The sequence below is a fragment of the Pseudomonas sp. SWRI77 genome, from assembly GCF_014269105.1.
GTDB lineage: Bacteria > Pseudomonadota > Gammaproteobacteria > Pseudomonadales > Pseudomonadaceae > Aquipseudomonas > Aquipseudomonas capeferrum.
In genome coordinates this window covers 178,872-204,295 of record NZ_JABWRV010000002.1, presented here as the reverse complement: position 1 = coordinate 204,295, position 25,424 = coordinate 178,872, and the positions used below count along the sequence as shown (strand labels likewise).

Sequence of the window (25,424 nt, the reverse complement as noted above, 5' to 3'; positions counted from 1 at the left end):
CTCAGTTGACCGGCTCGCCTTTGGCCTCTGCCGTGGCTGCGCCGTGCCCACGGCTTACCCACCAGCCAAAGCCGGCTGCGGTAAAGAACATGATCAGGCTGTAAAGCGCCGCCGGCACCGCCATGGTCGGGTTGTTCAGCAGCGAAGGGCTCAACGCCAAGGCGATCGCCAGGGTGCCGTTGTGGATGCCGATTTCCATGCCGATGGCGATGGCCTGGCGCTTGGGAATGTTCAGCAGCCGGGGCACCCAGTAGCCCACCGACAGGCTCAGCAGGTTGAACAACAGGGCAGCCAGGCCGACTACTGGGGCATACGCCAGCACGGTCTGCCAATCCTTGGCCAAGGCCAGCACGATGGTGAAGGCCAGAAACAGCGCCGCCACCAGCTTCATGGGCTTTTCCATGCGTGCAGCGAAGCCCGGTGCAAAACGGCGGATCAACATGCCCAACGCCACCGGCAGCAGCACAATCGCGAACACCTGCATAACCTTGGCGAACTGCAAGGGGATGGCCTGGTCCGACGCCATGAACCAGCCCAGTGACAGGTTCACCAGCAGCGGCATGGTAAGGATCGCGATCAACGAGTTGACCGCCGTCAGGGTGATGTTCAACGCCACATCACCGTGGGCCAGATGGCTGAACAGGTTGGCCGTGGTGCCGCCCGGCGAGGCGGCCAGCAGCATCAGCCCCACCGCCAGGGCAGACTCCAGGCCAAAGCCGTTGGCGATCAGGAAGCACACCAGTGGCAACAACAGAATCTGGCAGGCCAGGCCAACTACGACCGGCTTGGGGTATTTCACCACCCTGGCAAAATCGGCCAGGGTCAGTGACAGCCCAAGGCCGAGCATGATGATGCCCAATGCCAAGGGCAGGAAGGCGGTAAGCAGGGGCGAGGCAGTCATGGAGGGCTCTCGGATCAAGGCGTCGTACGAAGGATTCCGAGAAGTGTAGGCCGCGCTGTATTGATAGCTAATTGCAAAGCGCCATCTCTTGGTAACCTTTTGTTACCGAACTGGTCGCCTGCAGCGTCTGCATGCCGCGTTGCGAAGGGCGTGCCGGCGCAGTAGCATGCGCGCTTTTATCAAGGATTAGCCTGTCATGCCGTTTCAGCAAGGTCTGCTTGCCACGCCGGTGCCGGCCCATGCCCGCCACCTGTTCTTCACGCTGCACTCCCCCGAAGCGTTGCCCGCTGCACTCGACGCCTTGCTGCCGCAGGTCGATGGCGAACAGCTGATCCTTGGCGTCGGCGCACCCTTGGCCAAGGCCTTGGGCCGTGAAGTCCCGGGCTTGCGTGCCTTCCCGCTGCTGGATGCTGCGGTCGAGAACCCAAGTACCCAGCACGCCCTGTGGCTGTGGCTGCGGGGTAACGAGCGGGGTGACTTGTTGCTGCGCGCCCAGGCCCTGGAGCAAGCGCTGGCACCGGCACTGCACCTGGCTGACAGCATCGACGGCTTCCTTCACCGGGGCGGGCACGACCTGACCGGCTATGAAGACGGCACCGAAAACCCGGTGGACGAAGAGGCTGTGCAAGCGGCCATCGTCGACGCTGGCCAGCCAGGCCTCAGGGGTTCCAGCTTTGCCGCGTTCCAGCTGTGGAAGCATGACCTGACGTACTTCAAGTCGCTGCCCCAGGCAGACCAGGACAACATCATCGGCCGCCGCCTGGCCGACAACGAAGAACTCGACGACGCCCCGGCATCCGCACACGTCAAGCGTACCGCCCAGGAAAGCTTCGAACCTGAAGCGTTCATGGTCCGTCGTTCGGTCGCCTGGGCCGACGCGCGAGGCGCAGGCCTTGCCTTCGTTGCCCTGGGCCACAGTTTCGATGCCTTCGAAGTGCAACTGCGGCGCATGAGCGGCCTGGAAGACGGCATCATCGATGGCCTCTACCGTTTCAGCCGGCCACTGACCGGCGGCTACTACTGGTGCCCACCCCTGGGTGATACCGGCCTGGACCTGCGCCTGCTGTTGCAGGCCTGATCGCTAAACATCCAGATACAGAATCACTCGCCGGCGCAGGGTAGAGCGGCTAGCCTTGAAAGTTTCCGATTCATGACGGGAGCTTTTCCATGTACGCACGTCGTGATGTCCTGCGCGCCAGCGCAGCTTTGGGGCTGCTGGCCGCAAGCCCCTGGTTGCACGCTGCCGCACCCAGCGGGCTACTGACCCGCAAGATCCCGTCCACCGGTGAAGCCCTGCCGGTGATCGGTGCCGGTACCTCTGGCAGTTTCGAGGTCGAAGCCGGCACTGCCGAATACCAACAGCTGGCCACGGTGCTCAAGGCCTTCTTCCAGGGTGGCGGCAGGGTCATCGACACCTCGCCCAACTATGGCGGCGCCGACAGTATCCTTGGCCAATTACTGGAAGAAGGCGGTTGGCGCCGGCAGTGCTTCCTTGCCACCAAGATCGCCGCTGACAGCCTCGCCGATGCGCAAGCGCAGTGGGCCGGCAGCCTTCGCAACCTGCGCACCGACAAGGTCGAACTGCTGCAGATCCACAACCTGCGCGATTGGCAGACCCAGCTGCCCTATGCCCGTGAACTCAAGCAGCAGGGCAAGACCCGCTACGTCGGCATCACCCACTACCTGAACAGCGGCCAGGATGAAGTCGCCAGGATCGTGCGCAGCGAGCCCTTGGATTTCATCCAGATCAACTATTCGGTCAATGCGCCACATGCCGCGCGCGAACTGCTGCCGCTGTGCCAGGACAAGGGCGTTGCGGTGCTGATCAACCGGGCGTTCGACGATGGCCGGTTGTTCGCCAAGGTCAAGGGCCAGCCCTTGCCTGGCTGGGCTACAGAGGCAGGCATCGGCAGTTGGGCGCAGCTGTTTCTCAAGTTCGCCATCAGCCACCCGGCAGTAACTACGGTCATACCCGCCACCAGCCGCCCGGATCGCCAGCTCGATCAGCTCAAGGCCGGCCACACACCGCTGCTCAGCCAGGCGCAGCAACAGGCGCTGATAGAGCAGTTTGCCTGACGCCATGCAAAGCTGGCGGCGGCGCCTGGGCAACGGCTTGAACATTCAACCGGGTGAAGGGCCCGCAGTGCTTGCCGGGCTGTCGTTATTCTACCTGCTGTTCACCGGTTACTTCATGCTGCGCCCGGTGCGCGAGACCATGGGTGTGGCCGGTGGCGTGGACAACCTGCAATGGCTGTTTACCGGCACCTTCGTTGCCACCCTGGCGTGCCTGCCGCTGTTTGGCTGGCTGGCGTCGAAAGTGCGTCGGCGGCATATCCTGCCGTGGACCTATGGCTTTTTCACCAGCAACCTGCTGCTCTTCGCTGTGCTCTTTGCCCGTGATCCAGACGGTCTGTGGACGGCACGGGCGTTCTACATCTGGCTGTCGGTGTTCAACCTGCTGACCATCTCGCTGGGCTGGAGCGTGCTTGCCGACCTGTTTTCCACCGAGCAAGGCAAACGCCTGTTCGGCCTGCTGGCGGCCGGTGCCAGCCTGGGCGGGCTCAGTGGGCCGATCCTGGGCACCGTGCTGGTGGGCCCGCTGGGGCATGCCGGCCTGTTGGTACTGGCGGGGGTGTTCTTGCTGGGCAGCACAGGCGCAACGCTGTACTTGCAGCGCTGGCGGGCCCGTCATCCACTGCCGGCGCACCAGCAGCGCTCGTCGTCGAAACCCTTGGGTGGCAACCCGTTCGCCGGCGCCACGGCGGTACTGCGCTCTCCCTATCTGCTGGGTATCGCGCTGTTCGTGGTACTGCTGGCCAGCGTCAGCACGTTCCTGTACTTCGAACAGGCGCGCATTGTCAGCGAGACCTTCACCGACCGCACACGGCAAACCCAGGTGTTCGGCCTGATCGACACTGTGGTCCAGGCCTTGGCGATCCTCACCCAGGTGTTCCTGACCGGACGCCTGGCCCGACGGATGGGCGTGGGGGTGCTGCTCGTGGCGGTGCCGTTGGTAATGGCTGCAGGTTTTGTCTGGCTGGCACTGGCGCCGGTGTTCGCCGCCTTCGTCGTGGTCATGGTGGTGCGCCGGGCCGGCGAGTATGCGCTGGTGCGGCCAGGGCGCGAGATGCTCTTTACGGTCCTGCCGGCAGAAGACAAGTACAAGGCCAAGAACTTCATCGACACGGTGGTCTACCGCGGCGGTGACGCCCTGAGCGGTTGGGTCAAGCGGGCACTGGACGTGATGGCCGAGCACCCGCAACTGGCGATGCTGATGGGGGCCGCGATAGCCCTGGGGTGGGCGGCGACCGGCGGCTGGCTGGGGCGGCGGCAGGCGCGGCTCGATACAACGGATACCGAGTGAGCCAGACGTCACTTGGTGCACCAAATATGCAGCTGCCGCTTATTTAATGCCACCGGTCCGAACCTGTCGCATTAAAACGAATCCCTCCATATCGCCGAACTCCGAACCTATGTACGGCACAGTGCCGTGCTTCCTGAAGTCATATGAGGTTTCACGACCATGGCTAACAAAGAGAACAGCCGCACCGGCACCCAGGGCAAGGAAGGCAGCCAAGGCGGCAGCAAGAACCCGGGCAACTTCGCCAACGACCGCGAGAAGGCCTCTGAAGCGGGGCGTAAAGGTGGCCAGTCTTCGGGGGGCAACATGCCTCACGACACCAGCCGTAAAGGCGGCCGTTCGTAATTGAGGAATTCGCAGTGCCGGGGCGACCTGGCACTGCAATTGAACACAACGGAGGACTTCCCATGCGATTGACTCATTGGGTCGCCCTGGTGGGCGCCATGACGCTGATGGGTGGTTGTTTCGACCGAGACAACAATCACCCCGGCAAAGACGCCGACCCCAGCAAGCCATCGTTGCAAATGCAAAAACCGGATGATCTGCCAGCGCCGCAGCCTGCGCCTGACCCCGAGCCTATGCCGGGGCAAAAACCGGCCCAATAAGTTCGGAGGAGCTCGGCATGACGGTCATTACCCGCAAGGCCGCTGCTGATGCAGGGGCTCGCGCAGCACACCTGAGCCTGCAACACCGCTACCAGAACCTCCTGGAAGGCCCGGACGCCACAAGCGCCGCCTGGCTGGGTGAACAAATCGCGCGCGTTGAACACTGGCCGGACGATTTGCCTGACACGCCCGCACAGCTCCCTGCCTGGAGCGATCATCATGCCGGCGAAGTCGCCAAGGCCTATGCCGACTACCTGCAGCAACGTCGCCAAGGTGCGCCACGCCACTTCTTCAGCAACCGCGCCCATGCCCTGTGGTTTCTGCAGCAGGTTGCACCCACCAAGGCGGTGGACGGTGCCTGGCTGCACGGCACGTTGCAGCACTGGCGCGACCCCCGTTACCACGGGCTGATCCGCACCTACCTGGAAGAGCTGGGTAATGGCGACCCGCGTTGCAACCATGTGCTGATCTACCAGCGGCTGCTGAGCCGCCTGGGCTGCCTGGAACTGCCGCAACTGGATGACCAGCGCTACTTGCAAGGTGCCGTGCAACTGGCCCTTGGGCAGCACGGTGACGCATTCCTGCCGGAAGTGCTGGGGTACAACCTGGGTTACGAGCAACCGCCGCTGCATTTGCTGATAACCACCTATGAACTGGCGGAGCTGGGCATCGACGGCCATTACTTTCAGCTGCATGTCACCATCGACAACGCCGCCAGCGGCCATGCCCAGCTGTCCCTCCAGGCGTTACGACAACTGTGCCCGGCACAGGACGCACAGCACTTCTACCAACGGGTGCGGCGCGGCTACCGGTTGAACGACCTGGGCACTTCAGCGACCGCATTGGTCGCCGAGTTCGACCTGCAGGCACAGCTGTTCGCAGCGCTGGAGCGCAAGCGCCAATACGGCCAGTTCATGCACGCCGATCACTGCCGTTTGCAAAAGCGCACCATCAATCAGTGGCTGGCCGAGCCCGGCGCCATGCCGGCCTTCGTCGACGCGCTGCAGGCCCAGGGGTGGATCCGGCGCGGGGAGAACCCGGTAAACAGCCGCTGGTGGCAACTGATCGACGGGCCTGCTGCGGCCATGTTCGGTGTATTCACGGCCTACGAGAAGCAGTTGTGGCACGACTGGATCGCTGACGACTGGCAGGCGCCTATCCGGCGCGTCATGCCGGGTAGCTGGGACATCAACGTGTCGGCCGATGACAGGCCCATGGTCAGCCAGCGCCCAGAGACTGTGGAAGCCCTGGTGCAGCGCATGGCCGGCAACCGTCACGCGTCGCCGGAGGGGTTGTTGGCCACTCAGGCCTTCATCAACGCCACGGGCCTGGTTCAAGAAGGATGTCAGTGATGATGTTAGACCCAGAGCAAGCCCAGGCAGACCTGGCACTGCTGCAGCTAGGCAAGCGCTTGCGTGCGGACGGTTACCGCTTCACCTGTGTAACCCCCGCCACCCATGCACGCAACAACGCCCGTGAGAGCGCCCGGCAGGCCAGCAACTTGCGCGACGTGTTCGGCTGGAGCCGGCCGTTTGCGCCTTCGTTGCTTTCGGCCGACGAATTGCAAGCGCTGCAGCATGCGCAGGTGCTGGAGCAGCGCGGTGAACTGCTGGCCAGCAAGGTGCGTTGGTCGAGCCTGGACGACCTGCTGCTGGTGCATTCGGCGTACCCCACACACGCCAGTGACGCGGTGTTCTTCGGCCCCGACAGCTACCGCTTTGCCCAGGTCATTCATGACCATCTGCAACGCTGCCCGGATCGCGTGGAACACGCGGTCGATATTGGCTGCGGCAGTGGCGTGGGGGCATTGCTCATCGCCCGCGCCGCCCCCCATGCACAGGTCAGCGCGCTGGACATCAACCCGCTGGCGTTGCGCTATACCGCCATCAACGCGGCCTTGGCGGGCATCAGTAATGTGTCCGTGGAGCCGAGTGATTTGCTTCACGGCGTTACCGGCACCTTCGACCTGATCGTGGCCAATCCGCCCTACATGCTCGACCACAATGCGCGCACCTACCGCCACGGGGGCGGGGCGCTGGGCGCCGAGCTGTCACTGCGCATCGTCGAACAGGCCCGGGAACGCCTGAGCATGAGGGGCACGTTGTTGCTCTACACCGGGGTGGCGATTGTCGAAGGCCGGGACGCGCTGCTCGAGGCTGTTCGCCTGCGCCTGGCGGGCCCGCAATGGTCCTGGGTATACCAGGAAATCGACCCCGACGTGTTTGGCGAACAGCTTGACGAACCCGGCTATGAACACGTCGAGCGCATTGCCGCCGTTGCGCTTACCGTCACCCGTAACGGTTGAAGCATGGCCCGGCCTTGTACGTTTGGCATCGAGGAGGAATACCTGCTGGTGGACCTGGCTACCGGCAAGGTGCCGGCGATGCCTGCCTCGAGCCTGGTCAGGCAGTGTCGTGAAGTACTGGGGCAGCATTTTGCCCAGGAGATGTTCCGCAGCCAGATAGAAGTCGCCTCACCCGTGTTCGCCAACCTGTTCGAGGCGCGCGAGTTCTTCTTGCAGGCCCGGCAGCGATTGAGCGAGGTGCTGGCGGCACAAGGCATGGGCCTGTATGGCGCGGGCAGCCACCCGAATGCAGCCTGGCTGCGGCACAAGCCTGCGCCGTGTGCGCACTACCACCAGTTGTTCGATGACTACCAGCACGTGGCGCGGCGCAGCCTGCTCAATGGCTTGCATGTGCACGTGGGGGTGCCGGCGGACTGCGACCGCATGCAATTGATCAATCGGCTGGTGCACTGGTTGCCGCTGCTGCTGATTCTCAGTACATCCTCGCCCTTGTGGCTGGGCCAGGGTACCGGCTACATGAGCTATCGGCGGGTCATTTGTGGCGAGTGGCCGCACATGGGGTTGCCCGAGCCGCTGGCCGACTGGTCTGCCTATGAACGCTACCGGGCCTTGCTTCAGCGCACCGGCTCGTTGGCTGCTGATGGTGACTTCTGGTGGGCCATCCGACCGTCGCGACGTTTCCCCACCGTCGAGCTGCGTATCTGTGATGGCTGCCCCTGCCTTGAGGACGCTTTGAGCATCGCCGGGGTGTTTCGCCACTTGGTGGAGCACAGCGTGCAGCCAAGGCAAGCGCGCGCCCCCCTCAACCGGGCGTTGCGCTGGGTCGCGCAGGAGAATTACTGGCGCGCCCTGCGCTACGGCCGCCAAGGCCAGTTCATTGGTACCCAGGAGCAACAGCCGGTCACGGCCGAAGGCTGGCTGGCGCAGTTGCAGGGGCAGTTCCCCGTCGACACCGTGGACGCCGAACGCGCCTTCGAGCATGCCCGGCGTATCCTGCGTGAGGGCACCAGTGCCGACCGACAGCTTGAATGTCTGGGGCAGGCGTGCGCCGCCGGGAAGAACGCTACCGAAGCGCTACAGGCCGTGGTCGAGCAGGTGATCAGGCAAGGGCTTACGCAACGGTAGCCGGGGCTTGCAATTCGCCAGGGTTGTCCGAAAATGGCCGCGCCCTTTGCAGCCACCCGGAACCCCTGCGCCATGATGCTGATCAAGCAATTCCCCGACATTTCCCTGGATGACACGCTGTTTGTCTTCGCCCTCGAGGCCGAGGCTGGCACTGTGTTTGCCGAGGTGAACACCGTGTTCACTGGCATCGGCAAGGTCAATGCTGCCATCGCGCTGACCAAGGCCATCGCCCAGCGCAAGCCCAAGCTGATCGTCAACCTGGGTTCGGCCGGCAGCCAGGGCCATGGCAAGGGTGAAGTGGTGTGCTGCACCCGTTTCGTCCAGCGCGACATGGATGTCACGCCGCTGGGCTTCGCCCGCTACGAGACGCCACTGTCGGACATCCCCGTTCTGCTCGAACACGGCGAGCCAATCCCAGGGCTTGCCCTTGAAACCTGCGGCACAGGTGACAATTTCGAGACCAGCCACGGCAAGGCACCTTACGATGTGGTCGACATGGAGGCTTACGTACTGGCGCTGATCGCCCGCAGCGAAGGCATTCCATTCGTCTGCCTCAAGTACATTTCCGACGATGCCGGCAGCGAAGCCGCAGACGATTGGTCGGTGCAAGTGCACCTGGCCGCCGAGGCCTTCAAGCGCGTGCTGTTCAGCTAAGCACCGAGTCGCTGCCCGCCGCAGGGCAGCCTGACTAAACCTTCCCAGCGCGCCGCAGTCACTTCAAGTAGAGGCTCCGATAGGCGCAGGGCTGGAGGGAGGTGACTTAACCATGGCAAGGGCAATCTGGAAGGGCGCGATCAGTTTCGGGCTGGTGCACATCCCCGTCTCGCTGAATACTGCGGTGCGCACCGAGCGGGTCGATTTCGACTGGCTGGACAAACGCAGCATGGAGCCGGTCGGTTACAAGCGGATCAACAAAGTCACCGGCAAAGAGATCGACAAGGACAACATCGTCAAAGGTGTGGAGTACGAGAAAGGCCGTTATGTGGTGATCAGCGAGGAAGAGATCCGCACGGCCCGGCCTGAAGCGACTCAGACCATCGATATCTTCTCGTTCGTCGATGCCGGCGAAATTCCCCTGCAGCATTTCGATACCCCGTATTACCTGAGCCCCGACCGCCGCGGCGGCAAGGTCTATGCGTTGCTGCGCGAAACGCTGGCCAGCACCGGCAAGGTGGCGTTGGCCACGGTGGTGTTGCATACCCGTCAGCACTTGACGCTGCTGCGCCCGCTGGATGATGCCCTGGTGATGATCACCCTGCGCTGGCCCGAGGAAGTGCGCGGGTTAGAGACGCTGGAGCTGGACAAGAGCGTGACCGATACCAAAGTGGACAAACGTGAACTGGACATGGCCAAGCGGCTGGTCGAGGACATGAGCGGCGCATGGCAGCCGGATGAGTATCAGGATGCCTTTCGCCAGACCATCATGGACCTGGTGGAAGAGAAAGCCAGCAAGGGCAAGATCAGCGTGGTGGAGAAGGGCGAGGGCGGTACTGCAGAGAAAGGTGCCGATATTATCGACCTTACCGAACTGCTCAAACGCAGCTTGGGCGGCAAGGGTGCGGCGGCGGGGAAGAAAAAGCCCGAGCCCGAGAAGAAACCTGCCAAGCGTACGCGCAAGGCTTCTTGAGCCATGGCTGAGATTTTGGGGGCAGTGCAAAAGAACGCGATCGGTGTAGGAGCGGCCGTGCGTCGCGAAAGGGCTGCAAAGCAGCCCCAGGACCCCAATTACGACACCGTCACCTCAAGGCTCGCCAAATAATCCCCAAATCCCTCCCGCGCCCGGCTGTCCCGCCGGCTGCTGGTGGCCACGCTATGCCGTGCCGTCCACGAAATCTGCGCCCCTTGCGCTTCCAGGTCGCGCACCAACTGTACATCCTCATGCGCTGGCAACGGCTGGAAGCCCCCAATCTGCAGATAAGCCTGCGCGCTGACTCCAAGGTTGGCACCGTGAATATGCCGATGCCCTTCACGCGCCTCGTAGCGGCTCAGGTACAGCCGACGCAAGGCAGCCTTCTGCCAAGGCTGCCAGCATTCCACATGCACCGTTCCACAGACCACATCTGCCCCAAACGCCAGTTGCGACAGCAGCCAGTGCGGCGGCACCTGGCTGTCGGCATCGGTACAGGCCAGCCAGCTGGCGCCTTGTTCGATCACCTTGGCGGCCCCAGCCCTGCGTGCCATGCCAACGTTGCCGGCGTGAACGTCCAGCGTCTGCACGCCATGACGCCTGGCCACCGCCGCACTACCGTCACTGCAGCGGTCCAACACCACCAGGATGCTGACCTGGTAGCCCACTTGTTCGGCCTGCGCGGCAGCGACCTTGACCGCCTTCAGGCACCGGCCCAGGCGTCGCGCCTCGTTGTGCGCGGGGATCACCACGGCAATCATGGGCAGGTCTCGTCAAGGTCCACCACGCTGGGCTGGCATGACCAGTATTCGAGTAGAAAGTCCGCTTCCTCGTGGCGATACACCGGATACAGCGGTAGATGCTTGCCCAGCATCCGGTGCACCTCGCGGCCATCCTGCGGGCAGCCCGCGATCGGGTGTTTCCAGTGACAGGCCAGCAAGCCGCCGTCGTAGCTCAGGCTGGCGACCGACTGCTCGATAACCTGCAGCCAGTCTGTCGGGTCGAGGTAGTAACCCAGTTCACTCAACACAATGAGATCGAAGCGCCCCCCGGGCCAGTCACCCGGTAGCTTGCCTAGTTCAACCGAGGCGTGGCTCACGTTCGCGAGGCGTTCACGGGCCAGGCCCACCGCGGTCGGGTCCAGGTCCTGGCACAGCAGGTCGGCACAACGCTCGGCCAGCAAGGCGCTGAGTTCGCCGTTGGCACAGGCCGGTTCAAATACACGCTGGTAGCATTGGCGAGGCAGGCTGGCCATGACCAGCTCACGTTTGCGCTTTTCATACCAGCGGGTGCGGAAGGCCCAGGGGTCTTCACTGCTGGCGTAGAGGTCGGCGAAGTATTGCGCGTCGAGGCTCATGTCGATTCCCTTACAAGAACACCAGTTCGAATGGCTGTAGCAGGCAGTCCTGCAAAGCGGCGGGCAGCACGGGCGGTTGGCCGTCATCCGGCTCCAGCTGGCTGGCGTGCGCAGCCAGGGCCTTGCGCTTGCGGGCCAGGCGGGCTTCATCGAGCTGCACGCGATGAGCCCGCGGCCAGGGCAGGCGAGGGTCGTCCGGTTGCGCCCAGTGCCAGGCCCATACCGGCACCTCCACCAGTTGCACCTTGCGCGCCAGTGCCGATTGCGCGGCGGCCCTGCCAACCGCTTCGTGATCACAATGGCCATCGTTGCGCCAGGTGGCCATGAGCAGGTCGTCGGGCTTGAGCAGCTGGCTCAGGTGGTTGACCAGAAAGGCCTCGTCGCGCGGCAGCGCGCCATCCTTCAGGTGCAGCCTGCGCCAGTCCAGGCGGTTGAGGTCCAGGTCGAGCTGTTGCAGGGCGTGGCGGCTCTCCAGCGGCCGTTGCCTGCGCAAGCGGTGCTCGGTCCAGTGCCTGGAGCCTGGGTGGCTGCCCTCGCCATCGGTGGCCGAAATCAGCACCAAGTCTTCTTCGCGCCCGTGGAAGCCCGCCAGCAAGCCGCCCGCCATGAGAATCTCGTCATCTGGGTGGGGGGCGATCAGTACCAGGCGACGCCCCGGCGGGCACAGTTGCCCGGGGTCGATCCAGGTGGCCCTGGCCAGGTGCGCGGCATGCTGCCAGTCAGCCCAGGGGGTGCCGTTACTGGACGCGATCAAATTCATAACTGCCAAGCTCCTGCTGGCAGGTTCGCCAGCTGCTGTCCGAGGGCCGCCAGGTCACGCTCGGCGTGGCTCTGGCGCATAAAGACCGGCAAATCGGCGCTCAACCGGGCAAAGTGGCTGCTGCGGCAGAACGGCGAGGCACCCAGTGCCCGCCCCACGTGATGGATCACCTGCTCGACGGCCTGTTCGACCTGCGCGCGGGTGCGCCGCACCTCGAAGCTGGCATCCGCGCTTGGCTCGCGGTCGATCAAGGCTGCACACTCGCGCAGCGCTGCCCTGGCGCCAAGCAAGGCCGCGTCGACCGCGCCCAGGTGGGCGTCGGCATGCGGGTCGGGGCGCGGGTTGCGACAGTGTTCGCGCAGGTAATCGGCCAATGCCTCCGCCGCACCGTACCAGCAGGCCGCGATGCCAGCCCCGCCGTGCCAGAAGCCCGGGCGCGACAGATACTGCCCCGGCTTGCCGATGGCGATGCCGGGTGTATGGTTGAACTCGACCTCGACGCTTGCCGTGGTGGCCATGCCCACCGCTTGCCAGTGCTCGATGTTCAAGCCTTGGCTGGGGTGCGACAGCTCTATCGCTACCAGCTGCGGTTGTTCGTCATGACCCCAGGCAGTAATGAGCGCGCGGTCGATCTGCAAGGCACCTGAACACCAAGCCTTGCGGCCAGCCAGGCGCACCTGCTCGCCCTGGCGTTCGACGATACGTGCGCGGGCATTCGGCGGTTCGGCAGCCCACACGCCCCAGATACCCTCCTGGGCGTGGTGCGCGGCGCCGCATTCGGCAAGGATCGCCAAGGCATCGGTATGGCCCTCGTAGAGTTTGGCCAGGGCCATGTCACAGCCAGCGATGCGTGCCAGGCTCTGCCACCGCCGCAAGGTGTTGCCTTGGCCCGGCAAGGGCAGCAGGTCAAGGTGGTCAGCCTGCAACGCCTGGATCAGCGTTGGCAGCTGGGTATCGAGGTTGAGCGCCTGCGGCCGTTCGGTAAAGGCGCGCAACAGGCGGTCAAGGTTGTTCAGATCAAAGTCCTGAATGATGCTCATCAGCCCAGCCCTAGCTGTTTGCGCATGCGCGCGGTGATCGATTGACGGGTCTTGCCCATGTCGGCCCATGGGTCGTCCACTTCGGCAAGGCGTTCGTGCAGGTTGCCGATGTGCCATTGGTTGGCGCCCTTGAGTTGCGCCAACTCTTCGCGCCAGATGGGCACGGACACCGGCAGGCCTTCACGCGCCCGCAATGAGTAGGCGCAGGCGGTAGTAGCGCCTTGGCCATTGCGCAGATAGTCGATGAAGATGCGCCCGACCCTGTTCTTCGGCCCCGACACGGCGCTGAGCCGATCGGGAAACAGATTGGCCAAGTAATCGACGATGGCATGGCTGAAATCCTTCACCTCGTCCCAGCCCGCTTTGCGGGTCAGTGGCACGACGAGGTGGATACCCTTGCCGCCGCTGGTCTTGAGGAACACCTTCAGGCCAAGCTCGTCGAGCAGGGTCAGGGTCAGTTGCGTGGCCTCCAGCATCGCCTTCCACGGCAGCGCAGGGTCCGGGTCCAGGTCGAGGATGAAGCGGTCCGGCTTGTCGAAATCCTTGTCGGTGGCGTTCCAGGTATGCAGTTCGAGCATGTTCATTTGCACCGCGCCCAGCAGGGTGTCGGCGCGGTTGATGACCATGGCGGCCTGGCCGGCCGCTTTCTTGTCGTAGCTGACCACATTGGGGATGTGCAACTGGTCGGCGTTTTTCTGAAAGAACAGCTCACCCGCCAGGCCATCGGGGGCGCGTACCAGCGCCACGGGGCGGTTTTTCAGTTGCGGCAGAATCCACTCGCTGACCTGCGCGTAGTACTCGGCCACCTGGCGCTTGGTGGTTGCGCGGGTGGCGTCGATGATGCGCTCAGGGTGGGTCAGGCGCAGTTCGCCCAGCGCCTCGGGTTTGCGCTGAGCCTTGGGCTTGGCGACGGACTTGCCAGGCATGGCGTGCTCCAGATCGATGGCGGTGGCAGGTTTGTCATCCCGCAGCCCATGGAACACCGCGTGGCGCACCACACCGTCGCGGGTCATCTGGGCGTAGGCTACTTCGGCCAGCAGGGTCGGCTTGAGCCAATGCACACCCCGCGCTTCGGCACCGGTCGGTGGTTGGCTCAAGGGTGGTTTGGCCGTTTGCAAAGGCTTGAGCCGCGCATGAATGCTGCCCAGGGTGGCCACGCTGAAGCCGGTGCCCACCTTGCCGGCATAGCGCAACGCGCCGCCTTCGTCGTGCACAGCCAGTAGCAACGCGCCAAAGGCGCTGCGGCTACCCTTGGGGTCGGTGTAGCCGACTATCACGAATTCCTGGCGTTGCTGGCACTTGAGTTTGATCCAGTCGGCACTGCGCCGGCCGGTGTAGGGGCTGTCGGCGCGCTTGCCAATCAGGCCTTCGAGCTTCATGCGGCAGGCGCTGTCGAGCAGTGAGTCGACCGGCTGATCGAAGCCTTCGGAAAACCGCAGCCATTGCGAATCGTCCTGGTCCAGCAACTGCTGCAGGGTGTTGCGCCGCTCTTGCAGCGGTAATTGGCGCAGGTCCTGGCCGCCCAGAAAGGGCAGGTCGAACAGGTAATAGAGGATGTGCTGATCGTCTTCGCTATCGAAGGCGTTCTGCAGGGCCTGGAAGTCCGCCACGCCATGGGCGTCGTTGACCACCATTTCGCCGTCCAGCCAGGCGGAATCGAGGCCAAGGCTGCGCAGCGCGGCTCGCTGATGCGGCAGCTTGGCAGTCCAGTCATGGCCGTTGCGGGTGTACAGGCGTACGTCATCACCGTCGATGCGCGCGAGAATCCGGTAGCCGTCGAACTTCACCTCGTACAACCAATCGCCGGCCGGTGGCGAGTCGACCAGCGTGGCCAGTTGCGGTTGCAGCGTATCGGGTAGCGCGGCCTGCTGGGCGCTGGCCTTGCGTTTGCGTGACTTACGGGGCGCCGCCTTGCCGGCCGTTTTTCGCACCCTGGGGACCAGGGTCCGCTCGCTGAGCACGCTGTCGGGCTGAGCCTCGACGATGCTGTACTCGGCCTCGCTGCGGGCTTCGCCATCGTGCGACTTGACCAGCATCCACTGTTCTTTCTTGCCCCCAAGGTGGGTGCGAAACAGGTTCCATACGCCATTGAGTTTCTCGCCCTGCAAGCGAAAACGCAGCTTGCCCTTGGTATAGGCCTGCTGCGCGTCACCCTCGGGCTCCCAGATGCCCCGGTCCCAGACAATCACGTCGCCTGCGCCGTAGTGGCCTTCCGGGATATTGCCCTCGAAGTCGGCGTAGTCCAGCGGGTGGTCTTCGACGTGTACGGCCAGCCGGCGCACCTTCGGGTCCAGCGAAGGGCCCTTGGGGATCGCCCAGCTTTTCAGGGTGCCGTCGAGCTCCAGACGAAAATCGTAGTGCAGGTGGCTGGCGTCGTGCTTCTGGATGCAGAACTGCAGGGCATGGGGCTGCTTGCCTCGGCCACGGTTACCGCTGGGCTCGGGCGTGGCATTGAAGTCGCGTTTGCGCTGGTACTCCTGCAGGGGCTTGGCCATGGCGGGGTCCTGAAGAATCGCGGGGGCTCTTCAGGTGGGAGAGGGCGGTGCGAAGGGAGTTCAAAATTTCCGTATAGGCAGCCGCCCCCTCAGGGCACCCCAGTGTTCGTCGGGGCGGCTGCACGGCGGCCCTCAGCAGGCTGAACGGCTAGCCTCGCGCATCGAGTTCGTCGGCAATGGCATCCAGAACCACTGCGCGTCGTTCGACAGGCAGGCTGCGATACGCCGGGAAGGATGCCGTGGGATGTCACCAAGGTCGCGGTGGATCACGGCATGCTGGCGCGCCTGCCGTTGCAGTTGAAGTCACGCAGTGAGCCGTACGAAGTGGTTACGCGCAAGGACGTGGAGCTGAGCACACCAACGCAGATGCTGGTGAGCATCCTGATGGCCTGAGCCCGCTGGCGTTGGCGCCTTCAGTCACCGAAAGGGCCGGCGGCGGTGAACGCGCCACCTTGCAGGTGCGCACTGGCATCGTCAGCAGCAGGCTTGGGCTGTTGCGCAAGCTTCTCGCGAAAGTGCTCCGAGCTGTCCTGCGGGTTGAAGCCCAGGTGCGCGGCGAAGCGGTTGTCCCACCACAGCTCACGGTTTGCCGAAACCCCATACACCACGGTGTGGCCAACGTTTTCGGCGAGCAACGCACGTTCTACCAGGTGCGCAAGGTCCGCATAACTCAGCCACGTCGAGAGCATGCGCAGGTTGCGTGGCTCGGGGAATGACGAGCCGATGCGCAGGCTCACGGTTTCGATGCCGTAGCGGTGAAAGTAGAAGGTGGCCAGGTCTTCGCCATACGACTTGGACAAGCCGTAGTAGCAGTCCGGGCGGCGCACAGACTGCGCATCCACCGTCTCGTCCTGCGGGTAGAAGCCAGTCACATGGTTGGAGCTGGCGAACACTACCCGCTTGATGCCGTGCTTGCGTGCGGCCTCATAGACATGAAAGGTGCCGCGAATATTGGCGTCGAGAATGTCTTCGAACGCACGCTCCGTGGAAATGCCCCCCAGGTGAACGATGGCGTCCACGCCTTGGGCAAGCGCCAGTACCCCGTCCTTGTCCGCCAGGTTGCAACTGATCACCTCTTCATGGTCGCCAGCCGCTGGCGCCATCGCACTGATATCTGAAGCGCGCACGACAGTGGCGTGGGCCTGCAAGGCTTCGCGCAGGATCTGCCCGAGCCCGCCGGCAGCGCCGGTCAGCAGCAAGCGGTTGAAGGGTTTGCCCGAAGTGGGCGAGGCGAGTGTGGTCATGGTCAGCACCTTGGCTTTAAAGGTCGTTGGGGGTAGCGATGACGCCGGGCTACCTGGCAGGCCCCCGGCAGCGCGGCATTACATGAAGTTGTACTGGACGCCCAGACGCCAGCGGGCCTGGCGGTCATCGGTATAGGCGTTGACTTTGATGTCACCCACCTCCATGAACGGCGCCCACTGCTTGTTGAGCTTGTACTTGATGCTCAGGTTCTGCTCGTAGTCGCTCTTCTTGTTGTCGTAGCGGATGTAGTCGGTATCGAAGTGAATGTACTGGTACTCGAAGGCCCACGGGCCTTTCGGGGTGTAGCCCAGCCAACCTTCGAGGCGCGTGGTGTTCTGGTTGTCCTTGGCTCGGTCCGCCTTGGAATGATCGATCTGGTCGCGGTCGAGGTTGCGCGCGTCATGCCGCACACGGGTGGCGACGTACCAGGTGTCGCTGATCTTGTAGCTGTACTTCAAGCCGAACTTGTAGGCGGTGGCGTCCTTGGAGCTGTCCATCTGGAACGCCGGGGTAAGGGTCGACTTGGGGCTCAGCTTGTAGTTGTAGTCCACGGTGAACTCATGGCCGTTGTTGACCATGTTGTCGTAGGCCACGTCCTCACGGTCGCCGGCGGTCTTGTACTTGATCTCGGCGGCGAACCCCAGGCCGGTTTCCATCCGGTAATTCAGCTTGATGCGGTCGGAATGGATGCTGTCGTCTTCGGTGTAGCCGTGGCGGTAGTTGAGGCTGGCCGAGTCTGCGCAGGCATAGAAAGACAGGCCGAGTGTGCTGACAGCAATGAGATTGCGGAGTGTGGTGTTCATTCGATCTTCTTTTCTTGTTTTTGTTGAGGTCGTTTTGAAGCGGGTGGTCACCATCGGATGCGGTGGGGGGGTAGGTGCCGCGATCAGATGCGGCAAAGTTATCGTACAACATTTGGGTTGTCTACGATTTCTTGGGTGGTTGTCGGATGACTTCTTTTAAAGCGCCTGAAATGCGCTTTCTAGAGGGTTCTATACGAACATTAAAATGCGATGCACGTCCCAAAAGACGAAAATAGGGGCTCGCAAAGGCCGGATCTGAAAGTTCTAAAGGGGTGCTTTTCAAAAGTTGTATGATGACGTAGGATTGCCTCCAGAGCGTGACTCACCCGCCACAAATCCAATAAGAAGGCTCAGACGTCCATGATCATCACTGCTGTAAACGTCCAGGTTTTTTCCTACCCCACGCGCCGCGCTGTCGACAGTGCCGGCCATGCCCACCCCGGTGACGTGACCCAGGCCAAGATGGCGTTGCTGCGCATCACCACCGAATGCGGCAACGAAGGCTATGCACTGGGTGCCCCTGAACTGATCCGCCCTTACGTACTCGATGGTTTCGTGCGCAAAGTGCTGGTAGGCGCCAATGCCTTTGATCGCGAGAAGATCTGGCACGACCTTGCGCACTGGCAACGCGGCAGCGCCAGCCAGTTGACCGATCGCGCCCTGGCACTGGTCGAGCAGGCCTTGTGGGATTGGGCCGGGCGCAAGCTGAACGTGCCGGTGCACAAGCTGATTGGCGGTTACCGCGACAAGGTGCCTGCGTATGGCTCGACCATGTGTGGCGACGAGCTCGAAGGCGGCTTGTCCAGCCCTGAGGAATACGGGCGTTTTGCCGAAACCCTGGTCAAGCGTGGCTACAAGGCAATCAAGCTGCACACCTGGATGCCGCCGGTATCCTTCGCGCCCAGCGTGAGCATGGACATCAAGGCCTGCGCCGCCGTGCGCGAAGCGGTCGGCCCCGACATCGCACTGATGATCGACGGCTACCACTGGTACAGCCGTACCGACGCCCTGACCATCGGCCGCGCCCTGGAAAAGCTCAACTTCGCCTGGTTCGAAGAACCGATGATGGAAGACTCTGCCGAATCCTATGCCTGGCTCGCCGGCCAGCTGGACATCCCGGTGCTGGGCCCGGAAAGCCTGGGTGGCAAGCACCTGAGCCGGGCCAGTTGGGTCAAGCATGACGTGTGTGACATCCTGCGCGCCGGGGTTGCCGGGGTCGGCGGTATTGCACCGTGCCTGAAAGTGGCGCACATGGCCGAAGCGTTCGGCATGGATTGCGAAATCCACGGCAACGGCGCAGCCAACCTGGCCGTGGTCGGGGCCATCAAGAACTGCACCTGGTACGAGCGCGGCCTGTTGCACCCGTTCCTCGACTATGACGAGGTGCCGGCCTACCTCAAACGCCTGGTCGACCCGATGGACAAGGACGGTTTCGTCCACCTGTCGGACCTGCCTGGCCTGGGTGAAGAGATCGACTTCGACTACGTCGAGACCCATACATTGCAGCGCTTCTGACCCGTGCATGGCGGCGCGCGACAGTGCGCGCCGCCCGAGAGTCCAATAACTATAAAAAGGCAATCTCACATGAGCGTACTTCCCACATTCTGGGCAGGGGTCCTTGCCGCATCGCTGGCAATGACCTCGGCACCCACTGCTTTGGCCAAGACACCCGCCGACCAGTTGATCGTCGGCATGAGCATGATCAACCTGTTGTCCCTGGACCCAGCCGGTGCCACCGGGCTGGACGTCTCCGAGGTCAACGCCAACCTGTACGACATGCTGCTGGTGCAGGATGCGCAGCAACCGGACCAACTGGTGCCGGCGCTGGCGCAAAGCTGGCAGGTCAGCGATGACCGCAAGACCCTCACGTTCAAGCTGCGCGAGGGCGTCACGTTCCAGTCCGGCAATGCCTTCAGTGCCGAGGACGTCGTCTGGTCGCTGCAACGCATCCTCAAGCTCAACCTGGCCTTGGCCTCGACCTGGAAGGCTTACGGTTTCACGGCAGGCAATGTCGCCCAGTACATGCGTGCCAGTGATGCGCACACCTTCGTCCTCGAGCTGCCGCGGCCGACCGACCCGCTGCTGGTGCTCAACACCCTGGCGACATCGCCTAGTGCCTTCATTCTCGACCGCAAGGTGGTCCAGCAGCACCAGAAGGGCGATGACCTCGGCGCCGCCTGGCTGACCACGCATGCTGCCGGCAGCGGGCCGTTCATCCTCAATGACTGGCGCGCCAATGATGTGATCCTGATGAGCCGTTTCGACGGTTACTGGGGCGGCCCGGCCAAGCTCAAGCGCATCGTCATGCGCAACATGACCGAATCGCAGTCGCTGCGGCTGATGGTAGAGCGCGGTGACCTGGACCTGGCCAAAGGCATGTCCGCCCCAGACATCGAAGCGCTGGAGAAGTCCGACAAGGTGCGCACCGAGACCGTGCAGCGCGGCACCCTCTACTACGTGGCGCTGAGCGTGAAGCAAAAGCCCTACGACGACGCCCGCGTGCGCAAGGCGGTACGCTCGCTGATTGACTACCAGGGCATCAACCAGACAGTCATGCCGCATTACGGCCAGCTCAATCAACGGCCACTGCCGCTGGGCCTGCCGGCACGCCTGGACGACCCAGGCTACCGCCTGAACGTGGCCGAGGCGAAACAACTGCTGGCCGAAGCCGGTTACCCCAACGGCTTCAAGACCACCATCCGCGTGCTCACCGAGCCGCCCTTCATCAACATTGCCTCCAGCCTGCAGGCCACCCTGGCCCAGGCGGGTATACAGGCCACCATCGTCACCGGTACCGGCAACCAGATCTACGGCGCCATGCGCGAACGCAGCTTCGACATCCTGGTCGGCCGTGGCGGCGGCGGTGCCGAGCGCCACCCGCATTCGAGCTTGCGCACCCTGGTGTACAACCCGGACAACCGTGACGAAGCCAAGCTGAGCAACTTCCAGGGCTGGCGCACCTCGTTCTATAGCCCCGAGCTGAACAGCCTGATCGAGCAGGCCGAAGTCGAACCCGACAAGGCCCGGCAGCTGGCCCAGTACCAGCAGATCCAGAACACGCTCGACACCCAGGTTGGCGCGATCCTGCCGGTTTCACAGATGACCGACACCGTGGTGCTGTACCACGACGTGCAGAACTATCAGGCCCACAGCGCGGCCACCACCCGTTACAAAGACGTCTACAAGTCGCGATGAGCGGGACGGGGGCGTGCGCGCCCCTGACGCCTCGGTGTTTGCTGAACGCTTTTTCAGGAGCCTGTTATGTTGCTTTCGACTGCCTCTGTGCTGGGCACCCGCGTGTCTGCCACTGCCCGACGGGCCAGCACGGTGCTGGTGACCTTGCTTGGCCTGTTGGCGCTGACGTTCTTCATTGGTCGGGTGATGCCGCTGGACCCGGTGCTGGCCGTGGTCGGTCCGGATGCCGACAGCTCCACCTATGAGCAGGTCTACCAGGCCATGGGCCTGGACAAACCGATCTGGACCCAGTTCGGGCTGTACCTCAACGATTTGCTGCACGGCGATTTCGGCAATGCGCTGCTCACCGGCCACCCGGTGCTGGACGACATCAAGCGGGTGTTCCCGGCGACCATCGAGCTGGCCACGCTGGCGATCCTGTTCGGCATCCTCATCGGCCTGCCACTGGGCGTGGTCGCCGCCAGCAACCAGGGCCGGCTGGGCGACCATGTGGCGCGGGTCATCACCCTGTTCGGCTACTCCACGCCGATTTTCTGGGTCGGCATGATGGGCCTGCTGGTGTTCTACGCCTGGCTTGGCTGGGCCGGCGGGGCAGGGCGCATCGACCTTGCCTACGACGGCATGGTCCCCGACGTGACCGGCCTGCTGCTGATCGACACGGCCTTGGCGCGTGACTGGGAAGCCTTCAGCAGTGCGCTGCGCCACATCATCTTGCCGGGGCTTATCCTCGGGCTGAACTCGGTGGCCTATATCAGCCGCATGACGCGCAGCTTCATGCTCGAGCAGCTCTCCCAGGAATACATCATCACAGCGCGGGTCAAGGGCCTGTCGCGGCGCCAAGTGGTCTGGGGCCATGCGTTTCGCAACATCCTCGTGCAGTTGCTGACCGTCGTCGCGCTGGCCTACGGCTCGCTGCTCGAAGGCGCGGTACTGATCGAGACCGTGTTCGCCTGGCCCGGTTTCGGCCAATACCTCACCAGCAGCCTGATGCTCGGTGACATGAACGCGGTGATGGGCTGCGTGCTGGTGATCGGCCTGATCTTCGTCGCCCTCAACCTGATCAGCGATGCCCTGTACAAGGTGTTCGACCCAAGGACCCGCTGAGCCCCAGCGGGCCGCGTGAACACATTGCATAACTATAAAAAGAAGGACGCCCACATGAAGACTGTACTCCCCCCGCTGCACATGAGCCTGCTGGGTGCGATCCTGGCGCTTGGGCCAATGGCTGCCGTGCAGGCCAAGACCCCCGCCGACCAGTTGATCGTCGGCATGAGCATGGTCAACCTGTTTTCCATCGACCCGGCCAACGCGCCGGGCCTGGATGCCTCCGGAGTCAATGCCAACCTGTACGACACGCTGGTCAAGCGCGACCAGGGCAACCCGGAAAAACACCTGCCACAGCTGGCCGAACGCTGGGCCATCAGCGAAGACGGCAAGCAGATCACTTTCCACCTGCGCACTGACGTTACGTTCCATTCCGGCAACCCCCTTACCGCCGAGGACGTGGCCTGGTCGCTGTACCGCGTGATGAAGCTCAACTACGGCCTGGCCACTACCTGGAAGGCCTACGGCTACACCGTCGACAACATTCAGGCACTGATTCGCGCCAGCGACGCACACACCTTGGTCATCGGCCTGCCACAGCCGACCGACCCGCTGCTGCTGATCGACTCGCTGGCAACTTCGCCCAGTGCGGTCATCGTCGACCGCCTGCAGGCCTTGAAACATGAAAAGAATGGCGACCTCGGCGCCGCCTGGCTGGTCACCAACGAAGCCGGCAGCGGCCCGTTCACCTTGGCCAAGTGGAGCGCCAACGATGCGCTGGTGATGAACCGTTTCGACGGCTACTGGGCAGGCCCGGCAAAGATGAAGCGGGTGCTGGTGCGACACATGACCGAATCACAGTCGCTGCGCCTGATGCTTGAACGCGGCGACCTGGACCTGGCCTATGGCATGGCCGCGCCCGACATCAAGGCCGTCGAGCGCACCGGCACGCTGCAGGTTCAGCCCTTGCAACGGGGCACCCTGTACTACGTGGCGATGAGCATGAAACAGCCCGAGTTCGCCAACCCGAAAGTGCGTGAGGCCGTGCGCTACCTGATCGACTACAAAGGGATCGACGAGCAGGTCATGCCGCACTATGGCCTGCTCAACCAGCAGCCGATGCAACTGGGCCTGGACGCACGCCTGCCAGACCCTGGCTACCGGCTCGACGTGGCCAAGGCCAAGGCGTTGCTGAGCGAAGCTGGCTACCCGCAAGGCTTCAGCACCACCCTGCGGACGTTGTCCGAACCGCCTTTCATCGACATTGCCGCACGCATGCAAGCGACCCTGGCCGAGGGCGGCATCAAGGCCAGCATCGTCACCGGTACCGGCAACCAGGTGTACGGCGCAATGCGCGCACGCAACTTCGAGATGATCGTCGCCCGCGGCGCCGAGCGCTACCCGCACCCTTACTTCAGCCTGCGCACCTTCGCTTACAACCCCGACAACAGTGACGCGGCCGGCCTGCCCAACTTCCAGGGCTGGCGTGCATCGTTCTTCGATCAACCGCTCAATGCGCTGATCGAGCAGGCCGGGGTCGAGCGAGACCCTGGCAAGCGCCTGAACCTGTACCACCAGGCGCAGAAGCGTTACGACGAACAGGTCGGCCCGATCATGATGATTTCGCAGATGACCGACACCGCAGTCAGCGCGGTGGACGTCAAGGGCTTCACCGGCGATGACGCCGAGGCGACCCGTTACCTGGGCGTCTACAAGCAACGCTGAACACTGCCGAGGGCGCCTGCGGGTGCCCCAGGTGGCCATGAGTTCACATCGAGAGCATGCCGATGATTGCCAACCTGTCTTCTACCGTTTCAAGCGACAAGGCGCAGGCCGACCGCGCACCCGCGTCGAGCGTCGACGCGCTGTACAAGAGCAGCCTGCGGGTGCTGCGCCACCTGCTGCGCAACCCGATGACCCTGGCGGGCCTGCTGGTGGCCTTGCTGCTGGTCGTGGTGGCCGCCTTCGCACCCTGGATCGCCACCCATGACCCGGTGGTGCAAAACCTCGCCAATGCCTTGCAGGCACCCGGTGCAGCGCACTGGTTCGGCACCGACGAATACGGCCGCGATATCTTCAGCCGGCTGGTGTATGGCTCACGCATCACCCTGTACATCATTACCCTGGTAACCGTCATCGTCGGCCCGATCGGGTTGTTCATCGGCACCGTGTCGGGTTACTTCGGCGGCGTCGTCGACACCGTTTTCATGCGCATCACCGATATCTTCATCTCCTTCCCCAGCCTGGTCCTGGCGCTGGCGTTCATCGCGGCCCTGGGCCCCGGCCTGGAACATGCCGTGGTCGCCATCGCGCTGACCTCGTGGCCACCGATCGCACGCCTGGCGCGCGCCGAAACGCTGTCGTTGCGCAAGGCCGACTTTGTCGTCGCGGTCGAGCTGCAGGGCGCCTCGCCGACGCGGATCATCCTGCGCCACATCGTGCCGATGTGCCTGTCGTCGGTGATCATCCGCCTGACCATGAACATGGCCGGCATCATTCTGACCGCCGCTGCGCTGGGCTTTCTTGGCCTGGGTGCGCAGGCGCCGCTGCCGGAGTGGGGCGCAATGATCTCCACCGGCAGGCGCTACATGCTCGAATGCTGGTGGCTGGTAGCCGTGCCGGGGGCCGCGATCATGCTGGTGAGCCTGGCGTTCAACCTGTTGGGCGATGGCCTGCGGGACATTCTCGACCCGCGTAGCGAGTAACTGGAGGCTTTATGTCGACGCTCAAACTCACTGTCGATTCGCTCAACGTGCGCTTCGTCAATGGCAAGAAAGAAACCCATGCGGTGCGCGACGTGTCGTTCACCCTGGGCCGGGAAAAACTGGCCATCGTCGGCGAGTCCGGCTCGGGCAAGTCCACGGTCGGGCGCAGCCTGCTCAAGCTGCACCCCGGTAGCACGCAGATCACCGCCAAGGCCCTGCAGTTCGGTGATGTCGACCTGCTCAGCGCCAGCGAGAAGGCCATGCAGAAGATTCGCGGCCAGCGCATCTCGATGATCATGCAAGACCCCAAGTACTCGCTCAACCCGGTGGTAAAGGTCGGCGAGCAGATCGCCGAGGCGTACCTCGCGCACCACAAGGCCAGCCGCAGCGAAGCGCGCGAGCGGGTCTTGCTGATGCTGGAAAAGGTCCATATCCGTGACCCCGGGCGGGTCTACAACCTGTACCCGCATGAAGTCAGCGGCGGCATGGGCCAGCGCATCATGATTGCCATGATGGTGATCACCAACCCGGAAGTGATCATCGCCGACGAGCCGACCTCGGCACTCGATGTGTCGGTACGCCAGCAAGTGCTCAACGTGCTCGAAGAGCTGGTGGTCGAGCAGCAGATGGGCCTGATCTTCGTCAGCCACGACCTCAACCTGGTCCGCAACTACTGCGACCGGGTGCTGGTGATGTACGCCGGGCGGGTGGTGGAATCGCTGGCCGCCTGCGACCTGCAGTACGCCGAACACCCGTACACCCGTGGCCTGCTGGCAGCCTTGCCGAGCATGGACAACCGCCGGCCGCGCTTGCCGGTCTTGCAACGCGACCCGCTGTGGCTCACCTGCTGAGGTAA

25 protein-coding genes are annotated in these 25,424 nt (G+C 63.6%); 17 read left to right on the top strand and 8 right to left on the bottom strand.

Annotation, left to right across the window (positions count from 1 at the left end; genetic code table 11):
* Window position 1 precedes the first annotated feature (1 nt).
* Complete coding sequence (locus HU766_RS03385) at window positions 2-901, bottom strand: bile acid:sodium symporter family protein (protein ID WP_186653413.1); 900 nt, start codon at window positions 899-901, stop codon at window positions 2-4.
* Between the two features lie 196 nt (window positions 902-1,097).
* Between HU766_RS03385 and HU766_RS03380 the strand changes: the two genes are divergently transcribed.
* From HU766_RS03380 to HU766_RS03335, 10 genes are all read left to right on the top strand, one after another.
* Window positions 1,098-1,979, top strand: coding sequence for a Dyp-type peroxidase (locus tag HU766_RS03380; RefSeq protein ID WP_186653410.1), 882 nt, complete (start codon window positions 1,098-1,100; stop codon window positions 1,977-1,979).
* A gap of 89 nt (window positions 1,980-2,068) precedes the next feature.
* Window positions 2,069-2,977, top strand: a complete 909-nt coding sequence (locus HU766_RS03375) for an aldo/keto reductase (RefSeq protein WP_186653407.1) — start codon at window positions 2,069-2,071, stop codon at window positions 2,975-2,977.
* 4 nt (window positions 2,978-2,981) lie between these two features.
* Window positions 2,982-4,265 carry an MFS transporter gene (locus tag HU766_RS03370; RefSeq protein ID WP_186653680.1) on the top strand — a complete coding sequence of 428 codons (1,284 nt, stop codon included), beginning with the start codon at window positions 2,982-2,984 and terminating at the stop codon, window positions 4,263-4,265.
* A 159-nt stretch (window positions 4,266-4,424) separates the two neighbouring features.
* Entirely contained in the window at window positions 4,425-4,607 is a 183-nt protein-coding gene (locus tag HU766_RS03365) for a KGG domain-containing protein (RefSeq protein WP_033697949.1), read from the top strand.
* Between the two features lie 62 nt (window positions 4,608-4,669).
* On the top strand, window positions 4,670-4,867 hold the full coding sequence (locus HU766_RS03360; protein ID WP_033697948.1) for a hypothetical protein: 198 nt from the start codon (window positions 4,670-4,672) through the stop codon (window positions 4,865-4,867).
* Window positions 4,868-4,884: 17 nt separating this feature from the next.
* Window positions 4,885-6,219: an iron-containing redox enzyme family protein gene (locus HU766_RS03355; RefSeq protein WP_186653403.1), complete on the top strand. Its 1,335-nt coding sequence runs from the start codon at window positions 4,885-4,887 to the stop codon at window positions 6,217-6,219.
* Entirely contained in the window at window positions 6,219-7,172 is a 954-nt protein-coding gene (locus HU766_RS03350; protein WP_186653400.1) for a class I SAM-dependent methyltransferase, read from the top strand. The genes HU766_RS03355 and HU766_RS03350 overlap by 1 nt, the downstream gene beginning before the upstream one ends.
* 3 nt (window positions 7,173-7,175) lie before the next feature.
* Entirely contained in the window at window positions 7,176-8,297 is a 1,122-nt protein-coding gene (locus tag HU766_RS03345) for a carboxylate-amine ligase (protein WP_186653397.1), read from the top strand.
* Between the two features lie 72 nt (window positions 8,298-8,369).
* Window positions 8,370-8,951: a nucleosidase gene (locus tag HU766_RS03340; protein WP_033697944.1), complete on the top strand. Its 582-nt coding sequence runs from the start codon at window positions 8,370-8,372 to the stop codon at window positions 8,949-8,951.
* A 112-nt stretch (window positions 8,952-9,063) separates the two neighbouring features.
* Complete coding sequence (locus HU766_RS03335; protein WP_186653394.1) at window positions 9,064-9,924, top strand: Ku protein; 861 nt, start codon at window positions 9,064-9,066, stop codon at window positions 9,922-9,924.
* Between the two features lie 98 nt (window positions 9,925-10,022).
* Here HU766_RS03335 and HU766_RS03330 read toward each other — a convergent pair whose 3' ends face one another.
* The 5 genes from HU766_RS03330 to ligD are packed head-to-tail and all read right to left on the bottom strand — an operon-like array spanning window position 10,023 to window position 15,576.
* Window positions 10,023-10,685, bottom strand: a complete 663-nt coding sequence (locus tag HU766_RS03330; RefSeq protein WP_186653381.1) for a glycosyltransferase — start codon at window positions 10,683-10,685, stop codon at window positions 10,023-10,025.
* Window positions 10,682-11,281, bottom strand: coding sequence for an SAM-dependent methyltransferase (locus HU766_RS03325; protein ID WP_033697940.1), 600 nt, complete (start codon window positions 11,279-11,281; stop codon window positions 10,682-10,684). The genes HU766_RS03330 and HU766_RS03325 overlap by 4 nt, the downstream gene beginning before the upstream one ends.
* 10 nt (window positions 11,282-11,291) lie before the next feature.
* On the bottom strand, window positions 11,292-12,041 hold the full coding sequence (locus HU766_RS03320; RefSeq protein ID WP_047583198.1) for a PIG-L family deacetylase: 750 nt from the start codon (window positions 12,039-12,041) through the stop codon (window positions 11,292-11,294).
* Window positions 12,038-13,081 (bottom strand): acyl-CoA dehydrogenase family protein, encoded by a 1,044-nt coding sequence (locus HU766_RS03315; protein ID WP_186653376.1) that lies wholly within the window; start codon window positions 13,079-13,081, stop codon window positions 12,038-12,040. Before HU766_RS03315 ends, HU766_RS03320 begins: the two co-directional genes overlap by 4 nt.
* Complete coding sequence (ligD, locus tag HU766_RS03310; protein ID WP_186653373.1) at window positions 13,081-15,576, bottom strand: DNA ligase D; 2,496 nt, start codon at window positions 15,574-15,576, stop codon at window positions 13,081-13,083. The genes HU766_RS03315 and ligD overlap by 1 nt, the downstream gene beginning before the upstream one ends.
* Before the next feature lie 234 nt (window positions 15,577-15,810).
* Here ligD and HU766_RS03305 point away from each other — a divergent pair, with 234 nt between their 5' ends.
* On the top strand, window positions 15,811-15,969 hold the full coding sequence (locus HU766_RS03305; RefSeq protein ID WP_238338552.1) for a hypothetical protein: 159 nt from the start codon (window positions 15,811-15,813) through the stop codon (window positions 15,967-15,969).
* 20 nt (window positions 15,970-15,989) lie between these two features.
* Here HU766_RS03305 and HU766_RS03300 read toward each other — a convergent pair whose 3' ends face one another.
* Both HU766_RS03300 and HU766_RS03295 read right to left on the bottom strand, forming a co-directional pair.
* On the bottom strand, window positions 15,990-16,820 hold the full coding sequence (locus tag HU766_RS03300) for an NAD(P)-dependent oxidoreductase (protein ID WP_186653370.1): 831 nt from the start codon (window positions 16,818-16,820) through the stop codon (window positions 15,990-15,992).
* A 78-nt stretch (window positions 16,821-16,898) separates the two neighbouring features.
* Window positions 16,899-17,624 carry an oligogalacturonate-specific porin KdgM family protein gene (locus HU766_RS03295; RefSeq protein ID WP_186653364.1) on the bottom strand — a complete coding sequence of 242 codons (726 nt, stop codon included), beginning with the start codon at window positions 17,622-17,624 and terminating at the stop codon, window positions 16,899-16,901.
* Between the two features lie 360 nt (window positions 17,625-17,984).
* Here HU766_RS03295 and HU766_RS03290 point away from each other — a divergent pair, with 360 nt between their 5' ends.
* The 6 genes from HU766_RS03290 (at window position 17,985) to HU766_RS03265 (ending at window position 25,419) form a co-directional block, all read left to right on the top strand.
* Window positions 17,985-19,139 (top strand): mandelate racemase family protein, encoded by a 1,155-nt coding sequence (locus HU766_RS03290; RefSeq protein WP_186653358.1) that lies wholly within the window; start codon window positions 17,985-17,987, stop codon window positions 19,137-19,139.
* Window positions 19,140-19,259: 120 nt separating this feature from the next.
* Window positions 19,260-20,819 carry an ABC transporter substrate-binding protein gene (locus HU766_RS03285; RefSeq protein ID WP_227697305.1) on the top strand — a complete coding sequence of 520 codons (1,560 nt, stop codon included), beginning with the start codon at window positions 19,260-19,262 and terminating at the stop codon, window positions 20,817-20,819.
* Between the two features lie 66 nt (window positions 20,820-20,885).
* Window positions 20,886-21,923 (top strand): ABC transporter permease, encoded by a 1,038-nt coding sequence (locus HU766_RS03280; RefSeq protein ID WP_033697928.1) that lies wholly within the window; start codon window positions 20,886-20,888, stop codon window positions 21,921-21,923.
* A gap of 54 nt (window positions 21,924-21,977) precedes the next feature.
* Window positions 21,978-23,588, top strand: a complete 1,611-nt coding sequence (locus tag HU766_RS03275; protein WP_186653351.1) for an ABC transporter substrate-binding protein — start codon at window positions 21,978-21,980, stop codon at window positions 23,586-23,588.
* A gap of 62 nt (window positions 23,589-23,650) precedes the next feature.
* On the top strand, window positions 23,651-24,568 hold the full coding sequence (locus HU766_RS03270; RefSeq protein WP_033700042.1) for an ABC transporter permease: 918 nt from the start codon (window positions 23,651-23,653) through the stop codon (window positions 24,566-24,568).
* Between the two features lie 11 nt (window positions 24,569-24,579).
* Entirely contained in the window at window positions 24,580-25,419 is an 840-nt protein-coding gene (locus tag HU766_RS03265) for an ABC transporter ATP-binding protein (protein ID WP_033697926.1), read from the top strand.
* Window positions 25,420-25,424 lie beyond the last annotated feature (5 nt).

Bases quoted from the DNA above. Each gene is read 5' to 3' on its own strand.
- HU766_RS03280 (WP_033697928.1), top strand. From the start codon at position 20,886: ATGTTGCTTTCGACTGCCTCTGTGCTGGGCACCCGCGTGTCTGCCACT.
- HU766_RS03350 (WP_186653400.1), top strand. From the start codon at position 6,219: ATGATGTTAGACCCAGAGCAAGCCCAGGCAGACCTGGCACTGCTGCAG.
- HU766_RS03300 (WP_186653370.1), bottom strand. From the start codon at position 16,820: ATGACCACACTCGCCTCGCCCACTTCGGGCAAACCCTTCAACCGCTTG.
- HU766_RS03340 (WP_033697944.1), top strand. From the start codon at position 8,370: ATGATGCTGATCAAGCAATTCCCCGACATTTCCCTGGATGACACGCTG.
- HU766_RS03315 (WP_186653376.1), bottom strand. From the start codon at position 13,081: ATGAGCATCATTCAGGACTTTGATCTGAACAACCTTGACCGCCTGTTG.
- HU766_RS03305 (WP_238338552.1), top strand. From the start codon at position 15,811: ATGCCGTGGGATGTCACCAAGGTCGCGGTGGATCACGGCATGCTGGCG.
- HU766_RS03290 (WP_186653358.1), top strand. From the start codon at position 17,985: ATGATCATCACTGCTGTAAACGTCCAGGTTTTTTCCTACCCCACGCGC.
- HU766_RS03370 (WP_186653680.1), top strand. From the start codon at position 2,982: ATGCAAAGCTGGCGGCGGCGCCTGGGCAACGGCTTGAACATTCAACCG.
- HU766_RS03320 (WP_047583198.1), bottom strand. From the start codon at position 12,041: ATGAATTTGATCGCGTCCAGTAACGGCACCCCCTGGGCTGACTGGCAG.
- HU766_RS03345 (WP_186653397.1), top strand. From the start codon at position 7,176: ATGGCCCGGCCTTGTACGTTTGGCATCGAGGAGGAATACCTGCTGGTG.
- HU766_RS03270 (WP_033700042.1), top strand. From the start codon at position 23,651: ATGATTGCCAACCTGTCTTCTACCGTTTCAAGCGACAAGGCGCAGGCC.
- HU766_RS03265 (WP_033697926.1), top strand. From the start codon at position 24,580: ATGTCGACGCTCAAACTCACTGTCGATTCGCTCAACGTGCGCTTCGTC.
- HU766_RS03380 (WP_186653410.1), top strand. From the start codon at position 1,098: ATGCCGTTTCAGCAAGGTCTGCTTGCCACGCCGGTGCCGGCCCATGCC.
- HU766_RS03335 (WP_186653394.1), top strand. From the start codon at position 9,064: ATGGCAAGGGCAATCTGGAAGGGCGCGATCAGTTTCGGGCTGGTGCAC.
- HU766_RS03355 (WP_186653403.1), top strand. From the start codon at position 4,885: ATGACGGTCATTACCCGCAAGGCCGCTGCTGATGCAGGGGCTCGCGCA.
- HU766_RS03385 (WP_186653413.1), bottom strand. From the start codon at position 901: ATGACTGCCTCGCCCCTGCTTACCGCCTTCCTGCCCTTGGCATTGGGC.
- HU766_RS03360 (WP_033697948.1), top strand. From the start codon at position 4,670: ATGCGATTGACTCATTGGGTCGCCCTGGTGGGCGCCATGACGCTGATG.
- HU766_RS03365 (WP_033697949.1), top strand. From the start codon at position 4,425: ATGGCTAACAAAGAGAACAGCCGCACCGGCACCCAGGGCAAGGAAGGC.
- HU766_RS03375 (WP_186653407.1), top strand. From the start codon at position 2,069: ATGTACGCACGTCGTGATGTCCTGCGCGCCAGCGCAGCTTTGGGGCTG.
- HU766_RS03295 (WP_186653364.1), bottom strand. From the start codon at position 17,624: ATGAACACCACACTCCGCAATCTCATTGCTGTCAGCACACTCGGCCTG.
- ligD (WP_186653373.1), bottom strand. From the start codon at position 15,576: ATGGCCAAGCCCCTGCAGGAGTACCAGCGCAAACGCGACTTCAATGCC.
- HU766_RS03285 (WP_227697305.1), top strand. From the start codon at position 19,260: ATGACCTCGGCACCCACTGCTTTGGCCAAGACACCCGCCGACCAGTTG.
- HU766_RS03325 (WP_033697940.1), bottom strand. From the start codon at position 11,281: ATGAGCCTCGACGCGCAATACTTCGCCGACCTCTACGCCAGCAGTGAA.
- HU766_RS03330 (WP_186653381.1), bottom strand. From the start codon at position 10,685: ATGATTGCCGTGGTGATCCCCGCGCACAACGAGGCGCGACGCCTGGGC.
- HU766_RS03275 (WP_186653351.1), top strand. From the start codon at position 21,978: ATGAAGACTGTACTCCCCCCGCTGCACATGAGCCTGCTGGGTGCGATC.